Below are 14870 nucleotides of genomic sequence, written 5' to 3'. Positions count from 1 at the left end.
ACTGACCGCCTGAACCATCACGAAGGGGCACGCTCCGCTACACCACTACCCGGGACTTGACCTCTCTTCCGCCCGCCAACCCGGGCGTACGATACATTGTCTAACAACCAACCATCTGGTTTCTTCAGAGCCTTGGGATCGGGCTGCCACCCATTGTTCGACCAGGGCCCCGGACCCAACAGGGATTCGGACGACCGTCCAAATATTCGCGTATCGTGTGCCATGCCAACGTCACTCGGCGTGGGACCACTAGTCAGCATGATCGCTCGCAGGCGGCACGACCGCACTGCAAGCCCCACAGGAGGATGTTTCATGGCCAAGAACGTGCGTCAGCGCATGATCGTGGGCGCTTGCGACCTGTTGTCGCGACGCGGCCTCCAATCCACCTCGTTCGCGGAGGTCACCCAGGCAACGCGCACCCCGCGCGGCTCGATCTACCACCACTTCCCCGGGGGAAAGCAGGAACTCGTCCTTGCTGCTCTCGATGCAAGCGCGGAGTCCTTCGTGGAGTGGATCGGCTCCATCTGCCGCGTCAACCCCGAGCAGTTCGTTCGTTCGGTGCTCGACGGCTACCGCGCGTACGTTCTCGACGGCGAATTCGAAGTGGGTTGCTCCGCCACCGCCGTCACCGTCGCAGCGGAGAACACCGAACAGCTCGACCGATGCGCCGTGGTCTTCGCCACGTTCGTCGACGCCCTGAGCGACGGCCTCCGCGAGTGCGGCGTCGAGCCCGAGGCTGCCCGCTCCTTCGCCACCCTCGCCTTCTGCTCCCTCAACGGTGCCACGACCGTGGCACGCGCAGCCCGCACGGCTGCATCGCTCGACACCGTCGAGCACCACCTCATCGATCAGGCACGCACGCTTCCCCGCGTGCACGTGGCTGCCACGGCCTAACGCCTCTCCGGCACGTGAAAAGCGGCCGGTACCCGCTCGGATGAGCAGGTACCGGCCGCTTTCTGCGTCCGGAGGAACCTCGGATCAGCCCTCGGTCGAACGCGTGGGGCGCTGGCCGAGCTCCTCGTCGAGGCGCAGGAGGCCAGGGCCGTCGTCCTTGATGAGTTCGACGCGACCGACGATCTCGCTGACCGTCGCTTCTTCCTCGATCTGCTCGGTGAGGAACCAGTTGAGCAGCGGACGCGAGTCGAGGTCACCCTCGGAATCGGCGGAGCGGTACAGCTCGCGGATCGATTCCGAGACCTTCTTCTCGTGCGCGTAGGCCGCTTCGAAGGCGTCGAGCACGGTCGAAACCTCGACGCTCGGAGCCATCTGGGAGCCGATCTTCGGGTGGTTGTCGCGGTCGAGCAAGTGGTCGATGAACTTGTTGGCGTGGACGATCTCCTCGTCCGCCTGGTGCCGCAGCCACGCAGCCATGCCCGGGAGGTCCATAGCGTCGAGCTCGATGGCGAGCTGGCGGTAGACGATCGAGGCCTCGAACTCGAGGGTGATCTGGTCGTTGAATGCCTTTTCGAGATCTGCGCTGAGCTTCATATCTGCATCGTGCCACTTCATTCGGCGTGGCGCAGGTGAGACGAGGCAAGCCTGACCAACCGCCCCGTCCCGCGCGGAGCTTCGTCACATAGGCTCGAAACATGCTCGCTATCACGCTGCCCGAGTTCGGTGACGAGAGCGTCCTCACTCCCGCCGACGTCGACACGCCCAGCCCCGCAGACCTCGCCGGCGACGAGGTGCTCATCCGCGTCGCGGCTGCAGGCGTCAACCGCGCGGACCTCATGCAGCGTCAGGGTTTCTATCCGCCGCCGCCCGGCGAATCGGAGCTTCCGGGGCTCGAGGTCTCCGGCACGATCGAGGCCGTCGGAACCGACACGCTGGGGTGGAAGGTCGGCGACGAGGTCTGCGCGCTCCTTGCCGGAGGCGGTTACGCCGAGTACGTCGTGGCCCCGGTCGGCCAGATCCTGCCGGTCCCCCACGGCATTGACCTCGTCACCGCAGCAGCGCTCCCGGAGGTTGCCTCCACCGTCTGGTCGAACGTCTTCCTCACGGCCGACCTCCAACCCGGCGAACTCGTCCTCGTCCACGGCGGCGGCAGTGGCATCGGCACGATGGCCATCCAGCTCGCCAAGGCGTCCGGCGCCCGCGTCGCCGTGACGGCCGGCTCGGCGGAGAAGCTCGCCGCCTGCAAGGCGCTCGGAGCAGACATTCTCATCAACTATCGCGAGGACGACTTCGTCGACGCGATGGACGCCGAAGGCGGTGCGAACGTCATCCTCGATGTCGTCGGAGCCAAGTACCTCGAACGCAACATCGCGGCTCTCGCGCCAAGCGGGCGGCTCGTCGTCATCGGCATGCAGGGCGGGACGAAGGCCGAACTCGACCTGTCGAAGCTGCTCGCCAAGCGTGCGCAGATCACCGCGACGGGTCTGCGCTCACGCCCGCGCGAGGAGAAGGCCGCCATCGTCGCGCACGTGCGCGAAAACGTCTGGCCGCTCGTCGAATCCGGCGCGGTGCGTCCGATCGTGCACGCCACCTACCCCCTCACCCGGGCGGCCGACGCCCACCGCGAGCTCGCCGCCTCGCAGCACATCGGCAAGGTGCTCCTCACCGTCTGATCGCACAGCCACTCCGTTGACCGAGCCCACGACGAGCGCATTGCTCGCCGTGGGCTCGTGCGTGTCGCCCTTGCGCCCCCCTCAACACATCCTGGCGCGGGACGCCACCGGAACGGCTTACACCGAGACCGGCGCCACGAGCGTCCCCGGAACCTATGTGGTTCCCTGGTGGCTGCTGCTCATCCTGCTCGTCGGCGTGCCCCTGCTCGCCGCGGCGATCTCGATGACGTTCGCCCGGCGCACGCCGCCGCTGACCCGGCGCGAAGCATGAGGAGGCTGTCATGAGTGTTCGCAACAGTCTTCTCGCCCTTCTCGACTCCCAACCGATGTACGGCGCCCAGCTCAAGGCCGAGTTCGAGGCTCGCACCGGCGGTCAGTGGCCGCTGAACATCGGTCAGGTCTACACGAGGTTGGGGCGCCTCGAGCGCGACGGTCTCGTCGAGGGCGCCGGTACGCCGGACGCCGACGGGCGCATCCCCTACCGGCTCACCGACGCCGGCCGCGCCGAGGTGCTCGGCTGGTGGGATCAGGCGGTGCCGCGGGACGTCACGCCCCGCAACGAACTGGCCATCAAGTTGGCCCTCGCCGTGACGATGCCGGGCGTCGACGTTCGGGCTATCGTCTCGGCGCAACGGGCGGCGACGTTGACGCACCTGCGCGAACTCAACCGCTCGAAACCGCGCCGGTCGTTCGGTGAGACCCCGCCTGGTGTGGGCGCCGACGAGCTCGTCCTCGAGTCGCTCATCTTCGCCGACGAGGCCGAACTGCGCTGGCTCGATTACGTCGAGGAGCGACTGGCGCGCAGCTGACCCCTGCGCGAACCACACCGTGCGCGGGTCCGGGTCACACCGGGCCCGCGCTCGTGTGTTCGGTATCCGGCGCACGCTCGGTGGCCGTGCACGGCGCCGGGCCGACAAGATAGGAGTCATGTCCCGGCTGACCATGCTCCTCGTCCCGCCCGAGGTGCGGCGCGTCGCGCGACGCCGTGGCGTGACGAAGAGGCGCGTGGCCGACGAGCTACACACCTTCGTCGAGGTGAAGCCCTCGCCGGGACGCTGGAAGGTGGCTGCGCACATCACGACCTGCGTGACGCTCACCGTGCTCACGCTGTCGCTGATCTTCGGTCCGAAGATGGGTTTGCTCGGCCTCACCGGAACGTTCCTGTGCACCGTCAGCGTGCGACGCACGTGGCGCCACCGCGTCACGATCCTCGCCTCGATGACACTCGCCTACGCCCTCGCCCTGACCATCGGCGTGAGCGTCGCGGGCAACGCCCTTCTCACCACCCTCGCCCTAACGGCGATCGCGGGCGTCAGTGTGCTGCTCTACCACGCGCTCGTCGGCGACCCGCCCGGGCCGGTGTTCCTCACGATCGGCCCGGCCATCGGCACCCACCTGCCCACCACGGGCGTGTCCGGCTCGACGTTCGTCCTGGCCGCGTCGCTCGGCGCCGTGATGTCGAGCGTGCTCAGCCTCGCCCTGCAGTGGCCGTTCCGGCACACTCCCGAGGACGAAGCCGTCGAGGACGCGCAGGAGGCGTGTGACGAATACTTCGCCACCGACCCCGACGGCGACTTCGTCGAGACGGGCCGCCTGCGCGACGCCGCATACGGCTCGATCTTCAACGCCGCGTGGGCCGTCGCGTTGGCCGCAGGACGCCGCAACCGCAACCCGCACCTGCGTGATCTCACGGCGCAGGTGCGCAAGATGCACATCGCCGTCGTCCAACGCACCGCCGCCACCCGCCTGCCCGACGCCGACATCGCCGTCCCGACGATGCTCCAGGCGCGCTACCTCGGGCGTCCGCCGCGGCGTTACCTGCTCGAGTGGGGGCTGTCCCGCTCTTCCCTGCCCTCGCTCATCGCGCGCCGGGCCGCGCTCGCGGTGCTCGCCACCTGCGTCATCGCGTACGCCCTCGGCGTCTCACACCCGTACTGGGCCGTCATGACAACGGCGCTGCTCGTCTCCCTCAACGGTGACCGACTCTCGCTGACGCACCGCGCCGGCCACCGCTTCGTCGGCACCGTCGTCGGCGTCGGCCTGTTCTTCCTCGTCAGCCTGGCCGGACCGACCGACTGGTGGGTCATCGTCATCGCGCTCGTGTGCGTCTTCCTCCTGCAGTGGTCGGTCGTGAGCAACTACGCGCTCGGTTCGATGTTCATCACACCGATGGCGTTGCTCGTGGCCTCCGTCGGCTCGTCGCACGCACCGACGACCGAGTTGATGCTCGACCGCGTCTTCGAGACGACGCTCTCGTGCGCCATCTGTGTCGTCATCTTGTGGGCGTTCGCGCGACGTCTGCCGATCCGTTTGGTGCGCAGGCAGTTCCGCCGCTCGCTGCGAGCGCTTCAGCGCGTGCTCGTGCTCATGGCCGACGGCCAGCAGGATTCGGACCGGGGCGTCGCCGCCCGGCGGGATCTCGTCTTCGAACAACTCGAGGCCGACCACGTGCTCGCGATGGCGGCCACCGATCTGCCGCACACCCTCGGAACGTGGGAGGAGGTGGAGGCCAGCCTCAACTCCACGTCCTACGTGACGCTCGCCGCGTGCTGGACCGCGGACCCACTCAAGCTGCTCGACGCCGAAGCGATGAGCGCCCGCCTCACGCGCCTCATCCACGACCTGCCGCCGATCTCGACGCAGGTCGTTGACTCCACCACGGTGGCCACCGGCCTCGACGAGGTGCTCGCGGTCGGGCTCGCGCGCCGCAGCTGACGCACTACCCGGAGTTCTCGTCGTCCCTCTCGACGACGAACCGTACGACCTCGACCACCGCGTCGTCCGGCATCTCGGCGTAGTAGTTACGTCGCAGAGCTTCCACGAACTCCCGCATGTCGGTGCCGGGCGGAGCGTCCGCCTGCTCGGCCGTGAGGGTCGCTGCCGCGTGGCTCGTGACCGACTCGACCCGGCCACGAAGACTGCGAGCACCGAAGACGAACCGGGCAGCGCCGGGTGCGATGTTCTCCTTCCATCGCACGGTGGTGGCCTTCGTGCCGACGCTCACGGCGTCGAAGTATCCCTCGGCGAAGCCAACCTGCTGCATGCCGCCCTGATGGCACTCGGCGCCCACGAGGTGGGCGAGATCCCGACGTGTTCCCGACCGATGCACGAACGCGCGAGAAGCGACGATCGCTTCCCGCGCGTACGGTGCACCTGTGAACCCGTCGTAGTCAGGCGGCCTCGGCCCGCTCGGAGCGGCTCAGCCGACCGTCGACCATCTCGTACACGGAGTCGACGGCGGTGAGCGTCGGCAGGTCGTGCGTCACCATGAGCGTCGCGACGCCGGAGTCACGCGTCACGTCACCGATGAGGCGCATGACGGCAGAGCTGCGCTCGGAGTCGAGCGCCGACGTCGGTTCGTCGACGAGGAGCAGCTCGGGTGAGTTCATGAGCGCCCGGGCGATACCCACGCGCTGACGCTGACCGCCCGACAGCTGCGCCGGACGACGGCTCGCGGCGTCCTTGAGGTCGACTGCCTCGAGCAGTTCCATCGCGCGATCCTGGACGGCCTTGCCCTTGCGCCCGTCGAGGCGGGCCACGGCTTCGAGTTGTTCCGCGGCGGTGAGCGACGCGATGAGGTTGCTCTGCTGGAAGACGAAGCCGATCGACGACAGGCGCACCGCGGCCGCGTCCTTGCGCGACAGGCCCGAGACGACACGGCCACCGATCGCGACGCTGCCCGAGTCCGGCGTCTGCAGCAGACCCGCCACGGCGAGGAGCGACGACTTACCCGAACCGGACGGGCCGGTGACGGCGGCGAACTCGCCGGGTTCGACGCTGAGGCTGACGTGGTCGACCGCGGTGATGCGGCCGGCGCCGTCGGGGAAGGTGAGAACGGCGTCATCGACGATGAGGCTCATCGTGCAGCTCCTAGCGCTGAGTTGGGGTCGACGGTCGCGATGCGGCGCAGGCTGACGAGCGCGCCGAGCAGACCGAGAACCACGAGAAGGACGAGGGGGACGAGGGTCGTCGTCGGGCTGACGACGAAGGGGACGACGTCTCGGGCGAGCAACCCGCCGACGGTCGCGATGAGCGTGCCGAGGCCACCACCGATGAGGAGGAGAATCGCGGCCTGACCGAGGGCGTCACGCACGAGGTAGCTCGTGCGGGCACCCATCGCCTTGAGGACAGCGAGGTCCGGCGTGCGCTGGATGGTCCAGATCGTGAAGAACGCTCCCACGACGAGGGCCGAGACGAGCATGAGCATGACGCGCATCAGCGTGAGCGAACCGTTCTCGGCCTGGTAGGCGGAGATGGTGGACAGGGAATCGTTCGGTGTCATCGCCACGAGGTCGCTCTGCTTCTCGAACGCTGCCGCGTCGAACGAACCGTCCGTCTTCAGCAGGGCGAGCGAGGTGCCGCCCGCGGTCTGGACGCCCCCGGCCTTGGCGTCGGTCTGCGTCATCCAGACGACGGGAACGTGCTGGTAGGAGGCGTCGTCGCTCAGCGCCTGCACGCGAACCGACTTGTCGCCGAACGTGATCGAGTCACCGGCCGCGACGTTCGCGTCCTTGCCGAGGCCCGAACCGACGACGACCGAGCCGGGACGAACGCCCGACGGCGCGGCGAACGATCCGTCCTCGACGACGAAGACCGTGACGGCCGAGCGGACACCGTCGACGCTGACGCGGCTCTGCGCGATCGCCAGTGACGTCACCTCCGTGACGCCGGGCTGGTCGGCCGCGTCCTTCACCGCGGACGACGCGACCCGAGAGGAGTCGAAGCCGACCTTCTGCCCCTGGGCCGGCTGCGAGAAGGCGATCTGGGAGACGCCGCGCTCCGGCATCGTCGAGACGGCGGCAACGCTCTCACGCCCGAGGCCCGCCGCGAGCCCCGTCAGCATGACGACGAGCAGCGTGATGAGAGCGACCACGCCGCCGATGAGCGCGAACCTGCCCTTGGCGTGGCGCAGGTCGCGGGATCCGAGAAACATCTCAGCCTTTCCGAACAAGAGGTGCGGGAGTGAATGCCTCCATTCCATCGCCGTTCCCGCGCGCACACATCGACCGCTCGGCAGGCCCACCTCAACCGTTTGGTTGATACCGCCGCGCGCCTTGCCAAGGCAGAATGAAGGGACGATGAGTGCCCACCCGCCGCCGTCCGCCACAGCCCGACACCCCGAGACGGCGCGCGCAATCCGCGCCATGCAGGCCGCCATGCACGTGCTCTTCGTCCTGCTCTTCGTCGTCGGGCTTGCGCGTGCGCTTCTCACGCACACGATGACGGCACCGCACCTCGCGCTCCTGTTCGTCGCGTCGGCGCTGTTCATGGGCCTCTACTGTTTCGGCCTCACGCTGGAGCGCCGTCCGGTCTCCGACGCGCGCCGCGAACAGCTCGCCCAGGTGTGGATCTCAGCGCTCGTCGTGGCGTGGATCGCGCTGCTCGCCGTGGCTGCCGACTTCGCGTGGCTGGCGTTCGCGTTCTACTTCCTCGTCCTCTACGTCGCGCGACGCGCGCTCGCCGCGGCCCTGGTCGCTGTCGTGCTCGTTGCGAGCGTCGTCGCTCTCGCGAGCTCGAACTCGACGCGGGGACCGGGCAGCCTCATCGGCCCGTTCATGGGCATGCTCGTCGCCCACGGCATCGCGTGGGTCTATGTCCAACTGCGGCGTGAGAACGACGCCCGCAACCTCCTCGTCGACCAGCTCGTCGCTGCGCAGGACGACGTCCTCGCCGCCCAGGAGGAACTGGCGCACGCGCAGCACCGCGCCGGGGTCCTCGCCGAGCGCGAGCGCCTCGCCCGCGACATCCACGACACCCTCGCCCAGGGCTTCTCCAGCATCCTGCTCCTCTCGCGTGCCGGGCTGGCGCGCGAGGACGGCGAGGGCACGCTGTTGCGTCAGATCGAGGAACAGGCCGCGGAAGGGCTGACGCAGTCCCGCGAGGTCGTCCACGCCCTCGCGCCGACGGAACTCGCCGACGCTCCCCTGTTCGCTGCCCTCCGCCGCCTCGCCGAGCGCCTCGGCGAACAGACCGGCATCGCGGTGTCCACGACGTGCGACGGGGACGCCCGCCCGCTGCCGTCCCCCGTCGAGGTCGCGTTGCTGCGCATCGCACAGAGCGGTCTCGCCAACGTGCGCATTCACGCCCAGGCTTCGCGCGCCGGGGTGACGCTCGCCTACTCGCCCACCGATGTGACGCTCGAGATCATCGACGACGGTGTCGGCTTCGACGAGGCCGCCGTCGAGCGCGCCCCGCTCGGTGGCAGCGGATTCGGCCTGCGTGCCATCCGCGAGCGCCTCGTCAAACTCGGCGGGCAGCTCGAGGTCGAGTCGGCCCCCGGTGAAGGGGCGGCGCTCTTCGTCAGGATCCCGACGGCCACCTCGCCTGCCGCACCATCGCCCGTCACGACGAACGGAGGCGCCCTGTGACCACGGTGCTGCTCACCGACGACCATCCCGTGGTTCGAGCCGGCCTGCGGGCCCTGCTCGTGGCGTCGGGCATCGACGTTCTCGCCGAAGCGAGTGACGGCGCGGAGGCCATCGCCGAACTCGATCGGCTCACGGCCACCGGAACACCGCCCGACGTCGTCCTCATGGACCTGCAGATGGGCGACGGCATGGACGGTGTGAGTGCGACGGCGGCCATCCGTGGCCGCGGATGCGCCCCCGCGGTGCTCATCCTCACGACCTACGACACGGACACCGACATCCTGCGCGCCGTCGAGGCGGGCGCCGGCGGCTACCTGCTCAAGGACGCCCCACCGAAGAACCTCGTCGACGCCGTCCACCGCGCGGCACGCGGCGAGACGGTGCTCGCACCGGCCGTAGCGCAGCGCCTCGTCACCCGCCTCGCGCAGCCGACAGCCTCTCTCACGGCGCGCGAGGTGGACGTTCTGGAACGGGTCGCCGACGGCGCGACGAACCGCGCGATCGCCAAGGCACTCTTCGTCTCCGAGGCCACCGTGAAGACCCACCTCGTGCACATCAACGAGAAGCTCGGGGCCACCTCCCGCACGGACGCCGTCGCCAAGGCCCGCACTGCCGGCATCCTGCGCTGACGGAATTCGGTGTGATGAGGCAATCACCATGTCAGTTCAGGAGGGGTCGACGAGATGACCCGGCTGCGGAGCCACGCGCGCGAGTTTCACGGCGTGTTGGATGCGGCGCGTCGAGTCGTCGGGTTCGGGCAGTTCCTCGAGGGCGAACCAGCCCGATTCGAGGGCCTCACTGGCCACCTCGACGTGCGGTTTCGTTTCGCAGTGGACGCGGAAGATGACGTCGATGTGCCGAATCTCCGGCACGAAGTACGTGGCCATCGCGCCACCCGGTTCGATCGTCAGGCCGGTCTCCTCGCGCACCTCACGGATGACGGCGTCGCGCGGCTGTTCACCGCCGTCGATGAGCCCGCCGGGCAGCGACCAGCCCTTGCGGTGCACCTGACGCAGCGCGAGCACCCGACCGTCGTACTCGATGATCGCAACGGCACCCGCCGTGAACGTCGGCTGGATCGCGTGGACGATGCGGTGGCTGATGCCGACCGGCAGCCACTTGTAGAGGCGCAGCGCCGCCATCCGCAGTGGTGAAGGGTTCGCAGCGTTCACAGTGACTCCTCGACGAGGTTCTCAAGGCGCGCCTCCGGGACGTGGTCGAGGTCCTCGTCCACCTCTCCCGAGACGTGGTAGCGACGCATCACCTTGACCATGTTGTTGACGACGGCGATCAGCGGCACCGCGGTGAAGGCGCCGAAAGCCCCTCCGAGCACGGTGCCGGCGGTGACGCCGAGCAGGATGACGAGCGGGTGGAGATCGACGAACTTGCGCAGAATGATCGGGTTGACGAGATTGCCGAACAGCTGGATGACGAGGGCGAGCGCCACCATCATCACGATCGCGGTGACGATGCCCTTGCTGACGAGAGCGATGACGAACAGCAGGACCGCCGCGACGAGCACGCCGACGAGCGGCACCAGAGAGCCGAGGAACAGCGCCACGGTGAGGGGGACGGCCAGTGGGACACCGGCGATCCACATGACCGGCAGCATCGCCCCGGCGTTGAGTACGGCGAGCAGGACGAGCGATCGCATGTAGACGACGAGCGTCCTCCATGCTGCCGCGCCGGCGAGATCCGCATAGTTGTGGGCGGGGCGCGGGAGCACCCGCACGCACCAGCGCCAGATGGAGCCGTCGTCGGCGAGAAGGAAGAGAACACAGAAAAGCGTCAGGACGAAACCCGACAGCGCGCCTGCCGCCTGACCGAGATAGCCGCCGGCCTGTGCGGTGATGTCGCCGGAGTGCTCGCTCACCGTTTTGGCCAGATCGACGGTGTAGGTGTTCGCAGTGGCCGGGTCGAGGCCGAGCGGACCGTCGACCAACCAGTCACGCGCACCGCGCTGGGCGCCGCCGAACTGACTCGCGAACTCGCCGCTGGAACCGGCCACCTGGGCCCAGACGAACCACACGAGCAGCGCGATGAACCCGAATCCGACGAAGAAGGAGATGACGGCCGAGAGCCCGCGCCCGAGGCCTCGGCGCATGAGCCACGCCACGAGCGGCTGCAGGAGCGCCGCCACCATGATGCCGGTGACGAGCGCAACGGTCACGAGGCCGAGCTTTGCCAGGGCCCAGAACACGAGCGCCACTGCGGCTGCGACGAGCAGGAGGTAGCCCGACCAGGCACCCGCGAGGCGGATGCCGAACGGGACGCTCGCGCGCGCCTTGTCAGGGGAAACCGGCTCGTTCATCGGGCCAGTTTCCCACGTCGAGCGCTCAGGCCGGACGGCTCAGTTCGAGGGCCTCGTACTCGGAGGGGGCAATGAGCACCAGGGCGATGGTTCGCCAGAAGTACTCCACTTCCTCGTGCAGGCCCTGCTCGTGCCCGGTGGCCTGCCACGTGAGGTGCAACCCGAGCAGGGCCCCGGTGAGCATCCGCGCCATGCGTTCGGCGTCGATCCTCTTGGCAAAAGCGCCGTCGCAGTCCAGGCTCTCGATCATGTGGCGCGCCATCGACTCCCACATGTGGAAGGACGCCGGGCGTCCCTCGCTGTAGGTTTCACGCTCGACGGCGAGCCGGGCCGTGGCCTGAAAGGACATCCGTGGCCAGGGCGTCGCACACGACATAACCGAGATTGATCAGCTTCTGCGCGCCGCGTCCGGGCACCGACTCGGCGGCCTTCACCATCCAATCTCCGTGGGCCGCAAGTACCGCGTCGGCGACTTCTTCCTTCGTCTCGAAGTGGATTATTAGGCCGAAGGCCGAATCACCCCGCCGCCGCTTGCCCGGCCGCGCGCCCGGAAAACAGGCAGCCGCCGAGGAACGTCCCCTCGAGTGCGTTGTATCCGTGCACGCCTCCACCTCCGAACCCAGCGGCTTCACCGGCCGCGAAGAGACCCGGGACGGCGTTCCCGTCGGCGTCCAACACGCGAGACTGCAGGTCGGTCTGGATGCCGCCGAGGCTCTTGCGGGTCAGGACGTGCAGCTTGATACCGACAAGTGGGCCGGCCTTCGGGTCGAGAACCCGGTGCGGCGAACTCACCCGGGCGAGCTTGTCACCGAGGTAATTGCGGGCGTTGTGGATCGTCATGACCTGAGCGTCCTTGGAGTACGGGTTGCCCATTTGCCGGTCCCGCTCCTCGATCTGCGTGCGCACAGCGTCGGCGTCGAGCAGCGGTTCGTCCGTGAGTGTGTTCATCTTCGCCACGAGTTCGTCGATCGTGTCGGCGACGACGAAATCGGCGCCGTGTTCGACGAAGTCGGCCACGGCCTTCGGCGCGCCGGAGGCCAGGCGGGCCTTGACGACTTCCTTGCGACTGCCCGAGGTGAGGTCGAGATTCTGCTCCGAACCCGAGAGCGCGAATTCCTTCTCCAGCATCTTGCTCGTCACGATGAACCAGGAGTGGTCGTACGCGCTGATCGCAGGGTCGGTACGCAGGTGGCGCAGCGTGCCGAGCGTGTCGAAACCGGGCAGGCGGGGCTGCGGCATGCGCCGGCCGATCGCGTCGAACCACAACGGCGACGGGCCGGGCAGGATACGGATGGCGTGCTGCGGCCACACGGGGTTCCAGTTGCGGATGCCCTCGGTGTAGTGCCACATGCGGTCACGGTTGACGAGGCGCGCGCCGGCACTCTCGGCCACGTCGAGCATGCGTCCGTCCACGTATTCCGGCACGCCGGTGATCATCGACGACGGCGGGGTGCCGAGGCTCTCGGGCCACCAGCGACGCACGAGGTCGTGATTGCCACCGATTCCGCCGCTCGCCACGATCACAGAGGGTGCTTCGAGCTCGAAGTCACCTTCGGCATCGCGGTTCGAGGCGACGCCGCGCTCGGCGTCGTCCGGCGCGAGCACCGTGCCGCGCACACCGGTGACGGCGCCGCTCGTCGTCACGAGCTCGTCGACGCGGTGGCGGTGGAAGAAGGTGAGCAGCCCGCGCTTCTCGGCGTCGAGCGCCTTCTCGACGAAGGGCCCGCTGACGCCCGTGCCCGTCCCCCAGGCGATGTGGAAGCGCGGCACCGAGTTGCCGTGGCCGTCGGCACGCCCGTCACCGCGCTCGGCCCAGCCGACCATCGGCGTGAGGTTGATGCCGTTCTCGCGCAGCCACTCCCGCTTGCCGCCGGCCGCCCACTCGACGTAGGCACGAGCCCAGGCGCGCCCCCACGTGTCCTCGGCGTTCTCGCCGTCGAGGCGGTCCCACTGAGCACTGTTGCACCAGTCGGCCCACGCCAGCTCGAGGCTGTCGCGCACACGCAGGCGACGCTGCTCAGGAGAGTCGACGAGGAAGAGACCGCCGAAGGACCAGTGAGCCTGCCCACCGAGGTTCGCCCGGTTCTCCTGCTCGACGACGGCGACGCGGCGCCCTCGCGCCGTCAGCTCCGCGGCCGCCACGAGACCGGCGAGCCCTGCTCCCACGACGATCGTGTCGAACGTTCGTTCAGTCATGCCCCATCACTCCCTCTGCATCGTTGCCGTCACGATAATTGAGGCCTCCTGTCACCCGGGCCGTTTACCGTCGAGCCGAGGGGGCGCCGCTAGACTCGGGCACCATGACGACCCAGGACACCGCGGCTTCGAAACACGAAGCGGAACAGGAGCCCTCGTCGTCCCCCTTGTCGACGTTCTGGCGCGAGGTCAGCACGTTCGGCTTCGTCGGCGCCTTCGCCGCCGTCATCGACCTCGGCCTGTTCAACGTCCTCATCCACGGTGCGCTGAGCGACAAGTACACGACGGCGAAGATCCTCTCGGGTGCCGTCGCCACCGTCTTCGCCTGGCTCGGCAACCGGTACTGGACGTTCCGCGAACGCGAGGGGCGGCCGGTCCATCACGAGGTGGCCCTGTTCTTCGGCGTCAACGGCGTCGCGCTCGCGGTCACCTCGGCGTGGGTCGCGTTCGCCCACTACGTCCTCGACGTGACGAAGCCGTTCTGGGTCAACGTGCACGTGGTTCTGGGCATCGGCCTGGGCACGCTCATGCGGTTCGTGCTCTACCGCACGGTCGTCTTCGGCAAGGCCGCCGAACAGGGTGCACCGCCCACGCACCGCGACGCCCACGAGAAGTAGCCGCGACTCAGCCGCTACCTGCGTGGAGGGAGCGCGATCAGCGTCCCGGCAGGAGCGCCTTCATCTGACGGGCTCGATGCTGCAGACCGCTCGTCGTCACGAGCGTGAAGGCCTCGGCGATGATGTCGCGCGACATCTTCGAGACGCCGAACTCTCGCTCCGCGAAGCGGATCGGGTGCTCGACGACGACGCCGCCGGCCTCGAGGACACGCAGGGTGAGGTCGACCTGGAAGCCGTATCCGCTCGTCGTGACCCCGTCGAGGTCGATGGCCCGCAACATCGGGGCGCGGTACACGCGGTACCCGGCCGTGGCGTCGTGGACGTGCGTACCGAGCAACGCGCGCACGTAGAGGTTGGCTCCTCGGCTGAGGACCTCGCGCTGCTTGGGCCAGTTGACCACCGACCCGCCCTTGATCCAGCGCGAACCGATGACGAGGTCGGCTTGGCGAGCCAGCTCGAGCATCGCCGGTAGTTCCTCTGCGGGGTGCGAGCCGTCGGCATCGATCTCGACAAGAGCGTCGTAACCGCGTTCGAGACCCCAGGCGAATCCTGCGAGGTACGCCTTCCCGAGCCCCTCCTTGCCCCGACGGTGCAGCACGTGGATGTGCGCGCTCGAGGCGGCGAAATCGTCAGCCATCTCACCGGTGCCGTCGGGCGAGTTGTCATCGATGACGAGGATGTCCGCATGCGGAACAGCGGCATGGACGCGCTCGAGGATCCGGGGAAGGTTCTCGCGCTCGTCGTAAGTCGGCAGGAGCACGAGCACGCGATCGATCGCGGGGCGCTCCTGCGCCGAGGGCAACGCGGGCAT

17 protein-coding genes are annotated in these 14870 nt (G+C 68.6%); 8 read left to right on the top strand and 9 right to left on the bottom strand.

Translation table 11 applies throughout. The features are described 5' to 3' along the window. Positions 1–312: 312 nt before the first annotated feature. Positions 313–894 (top strand): TetR/AcrR family transcriptional regulator, encoded by a 582-nt coding sequence (locus EVU97_RS14425; protein ID WP_165357985.1) that lies wholly within the window; start codon positions 313–315, stop codon positions 892–894. An 84-nt stretch (positions 895–978) separates the two neighbouring features. Here EVU97_RS14425 and EVU97_RS14420 read toward each other — a convergent pair whose 3' ends face one another. Continuing rightward, the gene (locus EVU97_RS14420) at positions 979–1488 is read right to left on the bottom strand and encodes a ferritin (protein WP_047312532.1); all 510 of its coding nucleotides are present in this window, start codon (positions 1486–1488) and stop codon (positions 979–981) included. Between the two features lie 101 nt (positions 1489–1589). Here EVU97_RS14420 and EVU97_RS14415 point away from each other — a divergent pair, with 101 nt between their 5' ends. The 4 genes from EVU97_RS14415 to EVU97_RS14400 all read left to right on the top strand — a co-directional run bounded on the left by EVU97_RS14415 (position 1590) and on the right by EVU97_RS14400 (position 5282). Further along, positions 1590–2567: an NAD(P)H-quinone oxidoreductase gene (locus EVU97_RS14415; RefSeq protein WP_118914329.1), complete on the top strand. Its 978-nt coding sequence runs from the start codon at positions 1590–1592 to the stop codon at positions 2565–2567. A 16-nt stretch (positions 2568–2583) separates the two neighbouring features. Beyond that, on the top strand, positions 2584–2838 hold the full coding sequence (locus EVU97_RS14410) for a hypothetical protein (protein WP_129666788.1): 255 nt from the start codon (positions 2584–2586) through the stop codon (positions 2836–2838). A 10-nt stretch (positions 2839–2848) separates the two neighbouring features. Next, on the top strand, positions 2849–3376 hold the full coding sequence (locus tag EVU97_RS14405) for a PadR family transcriptional regulator (protein ID WP_129666786.1): 528 nt from the start codon (positions 2849–2851) through the stop codon (positions 3374–3376). A gap of 118 nt (positions 3377–3494) precedes the next feature. Beyond that, positions 3495–5282, top strand: coding sequence for an FUSC family protein (locus tag EVU97_RS14400; RefSeq protein ID WP_129666782.1), 1788 nt, complete (start codon positions 3495–3497; stop codon positions 5280–5282). 4 nt (positions 5283–5286) lie between these two features. Here EVU97_RS14400 and EVU97_RS14395 read toward each other — a convergent pair whose 3' ends face one another. The 3 genes from EVU97_RS14395 to EVU97_RS14385 all read right to left on the bottom strand — a co-directional run bounded on the left by EVU97_RS14395 (position 5287) and on the right by EVU97_RS14385 (position 7500). Beyond that, positions 5287–5610, bottom strand: a complete 324-nt coding sequence (locus EVU97_RS14395; RefSeq protein WP_129666780.1) for an ASCH domain-containing protein — start codon at positions 5608–5610, stop codon at positions 5287–5289. A 127-nt stretch (positions 5611–5737) separates the two neighbouring features. Further along, positions 5738–6427 (bottom strand): ABC transporter ATP-binding protein, encoded by a 690-nt coding sequence (locus EVU97_RS14390; RefSeq protein ID WP_129666777.1) that lies wholly within the window; start codon positions 6425–6427, stop codon positions 5738–5740. Then, positions 6424–7500, bottom strand: coding sequence for an FtsX-like permease family protein (locus EVU97_RS14385; protein ID WP_129666774.1), 1077 nt, complete (start codon positions 7498–7500; stop codon positions 6424–6426). The genes EVU97_RS14390 and EVU97_RS14385 overlap by 4 nt, the downstream gene beginning before the upstream one ends. Before the next feature lie 145 nt (positions 7501–7645). On the opposite strand from EVU97_RS14385, the gene EVU97_RS14380 reads away from it, so the two are divergent. Together EVU97_RS14380 and EVU97_RS14375 are read left to right on the top strand one after the other, a co-directional pair. Further along, on the top strand, positions 7646–8935 hold the full coding sequence (locus EVU97_RS14380) for a sensor histidine kinase (protein WP_129666771.1): 1290 nt from the start codon (positions 7646–7648) through the stop codon (positions 8933–8935). Next, positions 8932–9564: a response regulator transcription factor gene (locus EVU97_RS14375; RefSeq protein WP_129666768.1), complete on the top strand. Its 633-nt coding sequence runs from the start codon at positions 8932–8934 to the stop codon at positions 9562–9564. Before EVU97_RS14380 ends, EVU97_RS14375 begins: the two co-directional genes overlap by 4 nt. Positions 9565–9600: 36 nt before the next feature. Here EVU97_RS14375 and EVU97_RS14370 read toward each other — a convergent pair whose 3' ends face one another. The 4 genes from EVU97_RS14370 to EVU97_RS14355 form a co-directional block, all read right to left on the bottom strand. Then, complete coding sequence (locus EVU97_RS14370) at positions 9601–10107, bottom strand: NUDIX hydrolase (RefSeq protein ID WP_047312541.1); 507 nt, start codon at positions 10105–10107, stop codon at positions 9601–9603. Further along, entirely contained in the window at positions 10104–11246 is a 1143-nt protein-coding gene (locus tag EVU97_RS14365) for an AI-2E family transporter (RefSeq protein ID WP_129666765.1), read from the bottom strand. Before EVU97_RS14365 ends, EVU97_RS14370 begins: the two co-directional genes overlap by 4 nt. A gap of 25 nt (positions 11247–11271) precedes the next feature. Next, positions 11272–11595, bottom strand: coding sequence for a hypothetical protein (locus EVU97_RS14360; RefSeq protein ID WP_129666762.1), 324 nt, complete (start codon positions 11593–11595; stop codon positions 11272–11274). A 167-nt stretch (positions 11596–11762) separates the two neighbouring features. Next, complete coding sequence (locus tag EVU97_RS14355; RefSeq protein WP_129666759.1) at positions 11763–13442, bottom strand: FAD-binding dehydrogenase; 1680 nt, start codon at positions 13440–13442, stop codon at positions 11763–11765. 104 nt (positions 13443–13546) lie between these two features. Here EVU97_RS14355 and EVU97_RS14350 point away from each other — a divergent pair, with 104 nt between their 5' ends. Continuing rightward, positions 13547–14059: a GtrA family protein gene (locus EVU97_RS14350; RefSeq protein ID WP_129666756.1), complete on the top strand. Its 513-nt coding sequence runs from the start codon at positions 13547–13549 to the stop codon at positions 14057–14059. 37 nt (positions 14060–14096) lie between these two features. On the opposite strand, the gene EVU97_RS14345 is transcribed toward EVU97_RS14350, so the two are convergent. Continuing rightward, positions 14097–14870 carry a polyprenol monophosphomannose synthase gene (locus tag EVU97_RS14345; RefSeq protein ID WP_129666753.1) on the bottom strand — a complete coding sequence of 258 codons (774 nt, stop codon included), beginning with the start codon at positions 14868–14870 and terminating at the stop codon, positions 14097–14099.

The sequence above is a fragment of the Dermacoccus sp. 147Ba genome, assembly GCF_004151355.1.
Lineage (GTDB): Bacteria > Actinomycetota > Actinomycetes > Actinomycetales > Dermatophilaceae > Dermacoccus > Dermacoccus abyssi.
Note: the sequence above shows the minus strand (reverse complement) of the source record. Positions and strands in the feature narration are given on the sequence as shown.

Coding starts and splice junctions, on each gene's coding strand:
- EVU97_RS14425 (WP_165357985.1), top strand. CDS start 313: ATGGCCAAGAACGTGCGTCAGCGCATGATCGTGGGCGCTTGCGACCTG.
- EVU97_RS14385 (WP_129666774.1), bottom strand. CDS start 7,500: ATGTTTCTCGGATCCCGCGACCTGCGCCACGCCAAGGGCAGGTTCGCG.
- EVU97_RS14380 (WP_129666771.1), top strand. CDS start 7,646: ATGAGTGCCCACCCGCCGCCGTCCGCCACAGCCCGACACCCCGAGACG.
- EVU97_RS14420 (WP_047312532.1), bottom strand. CDS start 1,488: ATGAAGCTCAGCGCAGATCTCGAAAAGGCATTCAACGACCAGATCACC.
- EVU97_RS14360 (WP_129666762.1), bottom strand. CDS start 11,595: ATGTCCTTTCAGGCCACGGCCCGGCTCGCCGTCGAGCGTGAAACCTAC.
- EVU97_RS14395 (WP_129666780.1), bottom strand. CDS start 5,610: ATGCAGCAGGTTGGCTTCGCCGAGGGATACTTCGACGCCGTGAGCGTC.
- EVU97_RS14365 (WP_129666765.1), bottom strand. CDS start 11,246: ATGAACGAGCCGGTTTCCCCTGACAAGGCGCGCGCGAGCGTCCCGTTC.
- EVU97_RS14400 (WP_129666782.1), top strand. CDS start 3,495: ATGTCCCGGCTGACCATGCTCCTCGTCCCGCCCGAGGTGCGGCGCGTC.
- EVU97_RS14405 (WP_129666786.1), top strand. CDS start 2,849: ATGAGTGTTCGCAACAGTCTTCTCGCCCTTCTCGACTCCCAACCGATG.
- EVU97_RS14415 (WP_118914329.1), top strand. CDS start 1,590: ATGCTCGCTATCACGCTGCCCGAGTTCGGTGACGAGAGCGTCCTCACT.
- EVU97_RS14350 (WP_129666756.1), top strand. CDS start 13,547: ATGACGACCCAGGACACCGCGGCTTCGAAACACGAAGCGGAACAGGAG.
- EVU97_RS14345 (WP_129666753.1), bottom strand. CDS start 14,870: ATGCCCGCGTTGCCCTCGGCGCAGGAGCGCCCCGCGATCGATCGCGTG.
- EVU97_RS14355 (WP_129666759.1), bottom strand. CDS start 13,442: ATGACTGAACGAACGTTCGACACGATCGTCGTGGGAGCAGGGCTCGCC.
- EVU97_RS14390 (WP_129666777.1), bottom strand. CDS start 6,427: ATGAGCCTCATCGTCGATGACGCCGTTCTCACCTTCCCCGACGGCGCC.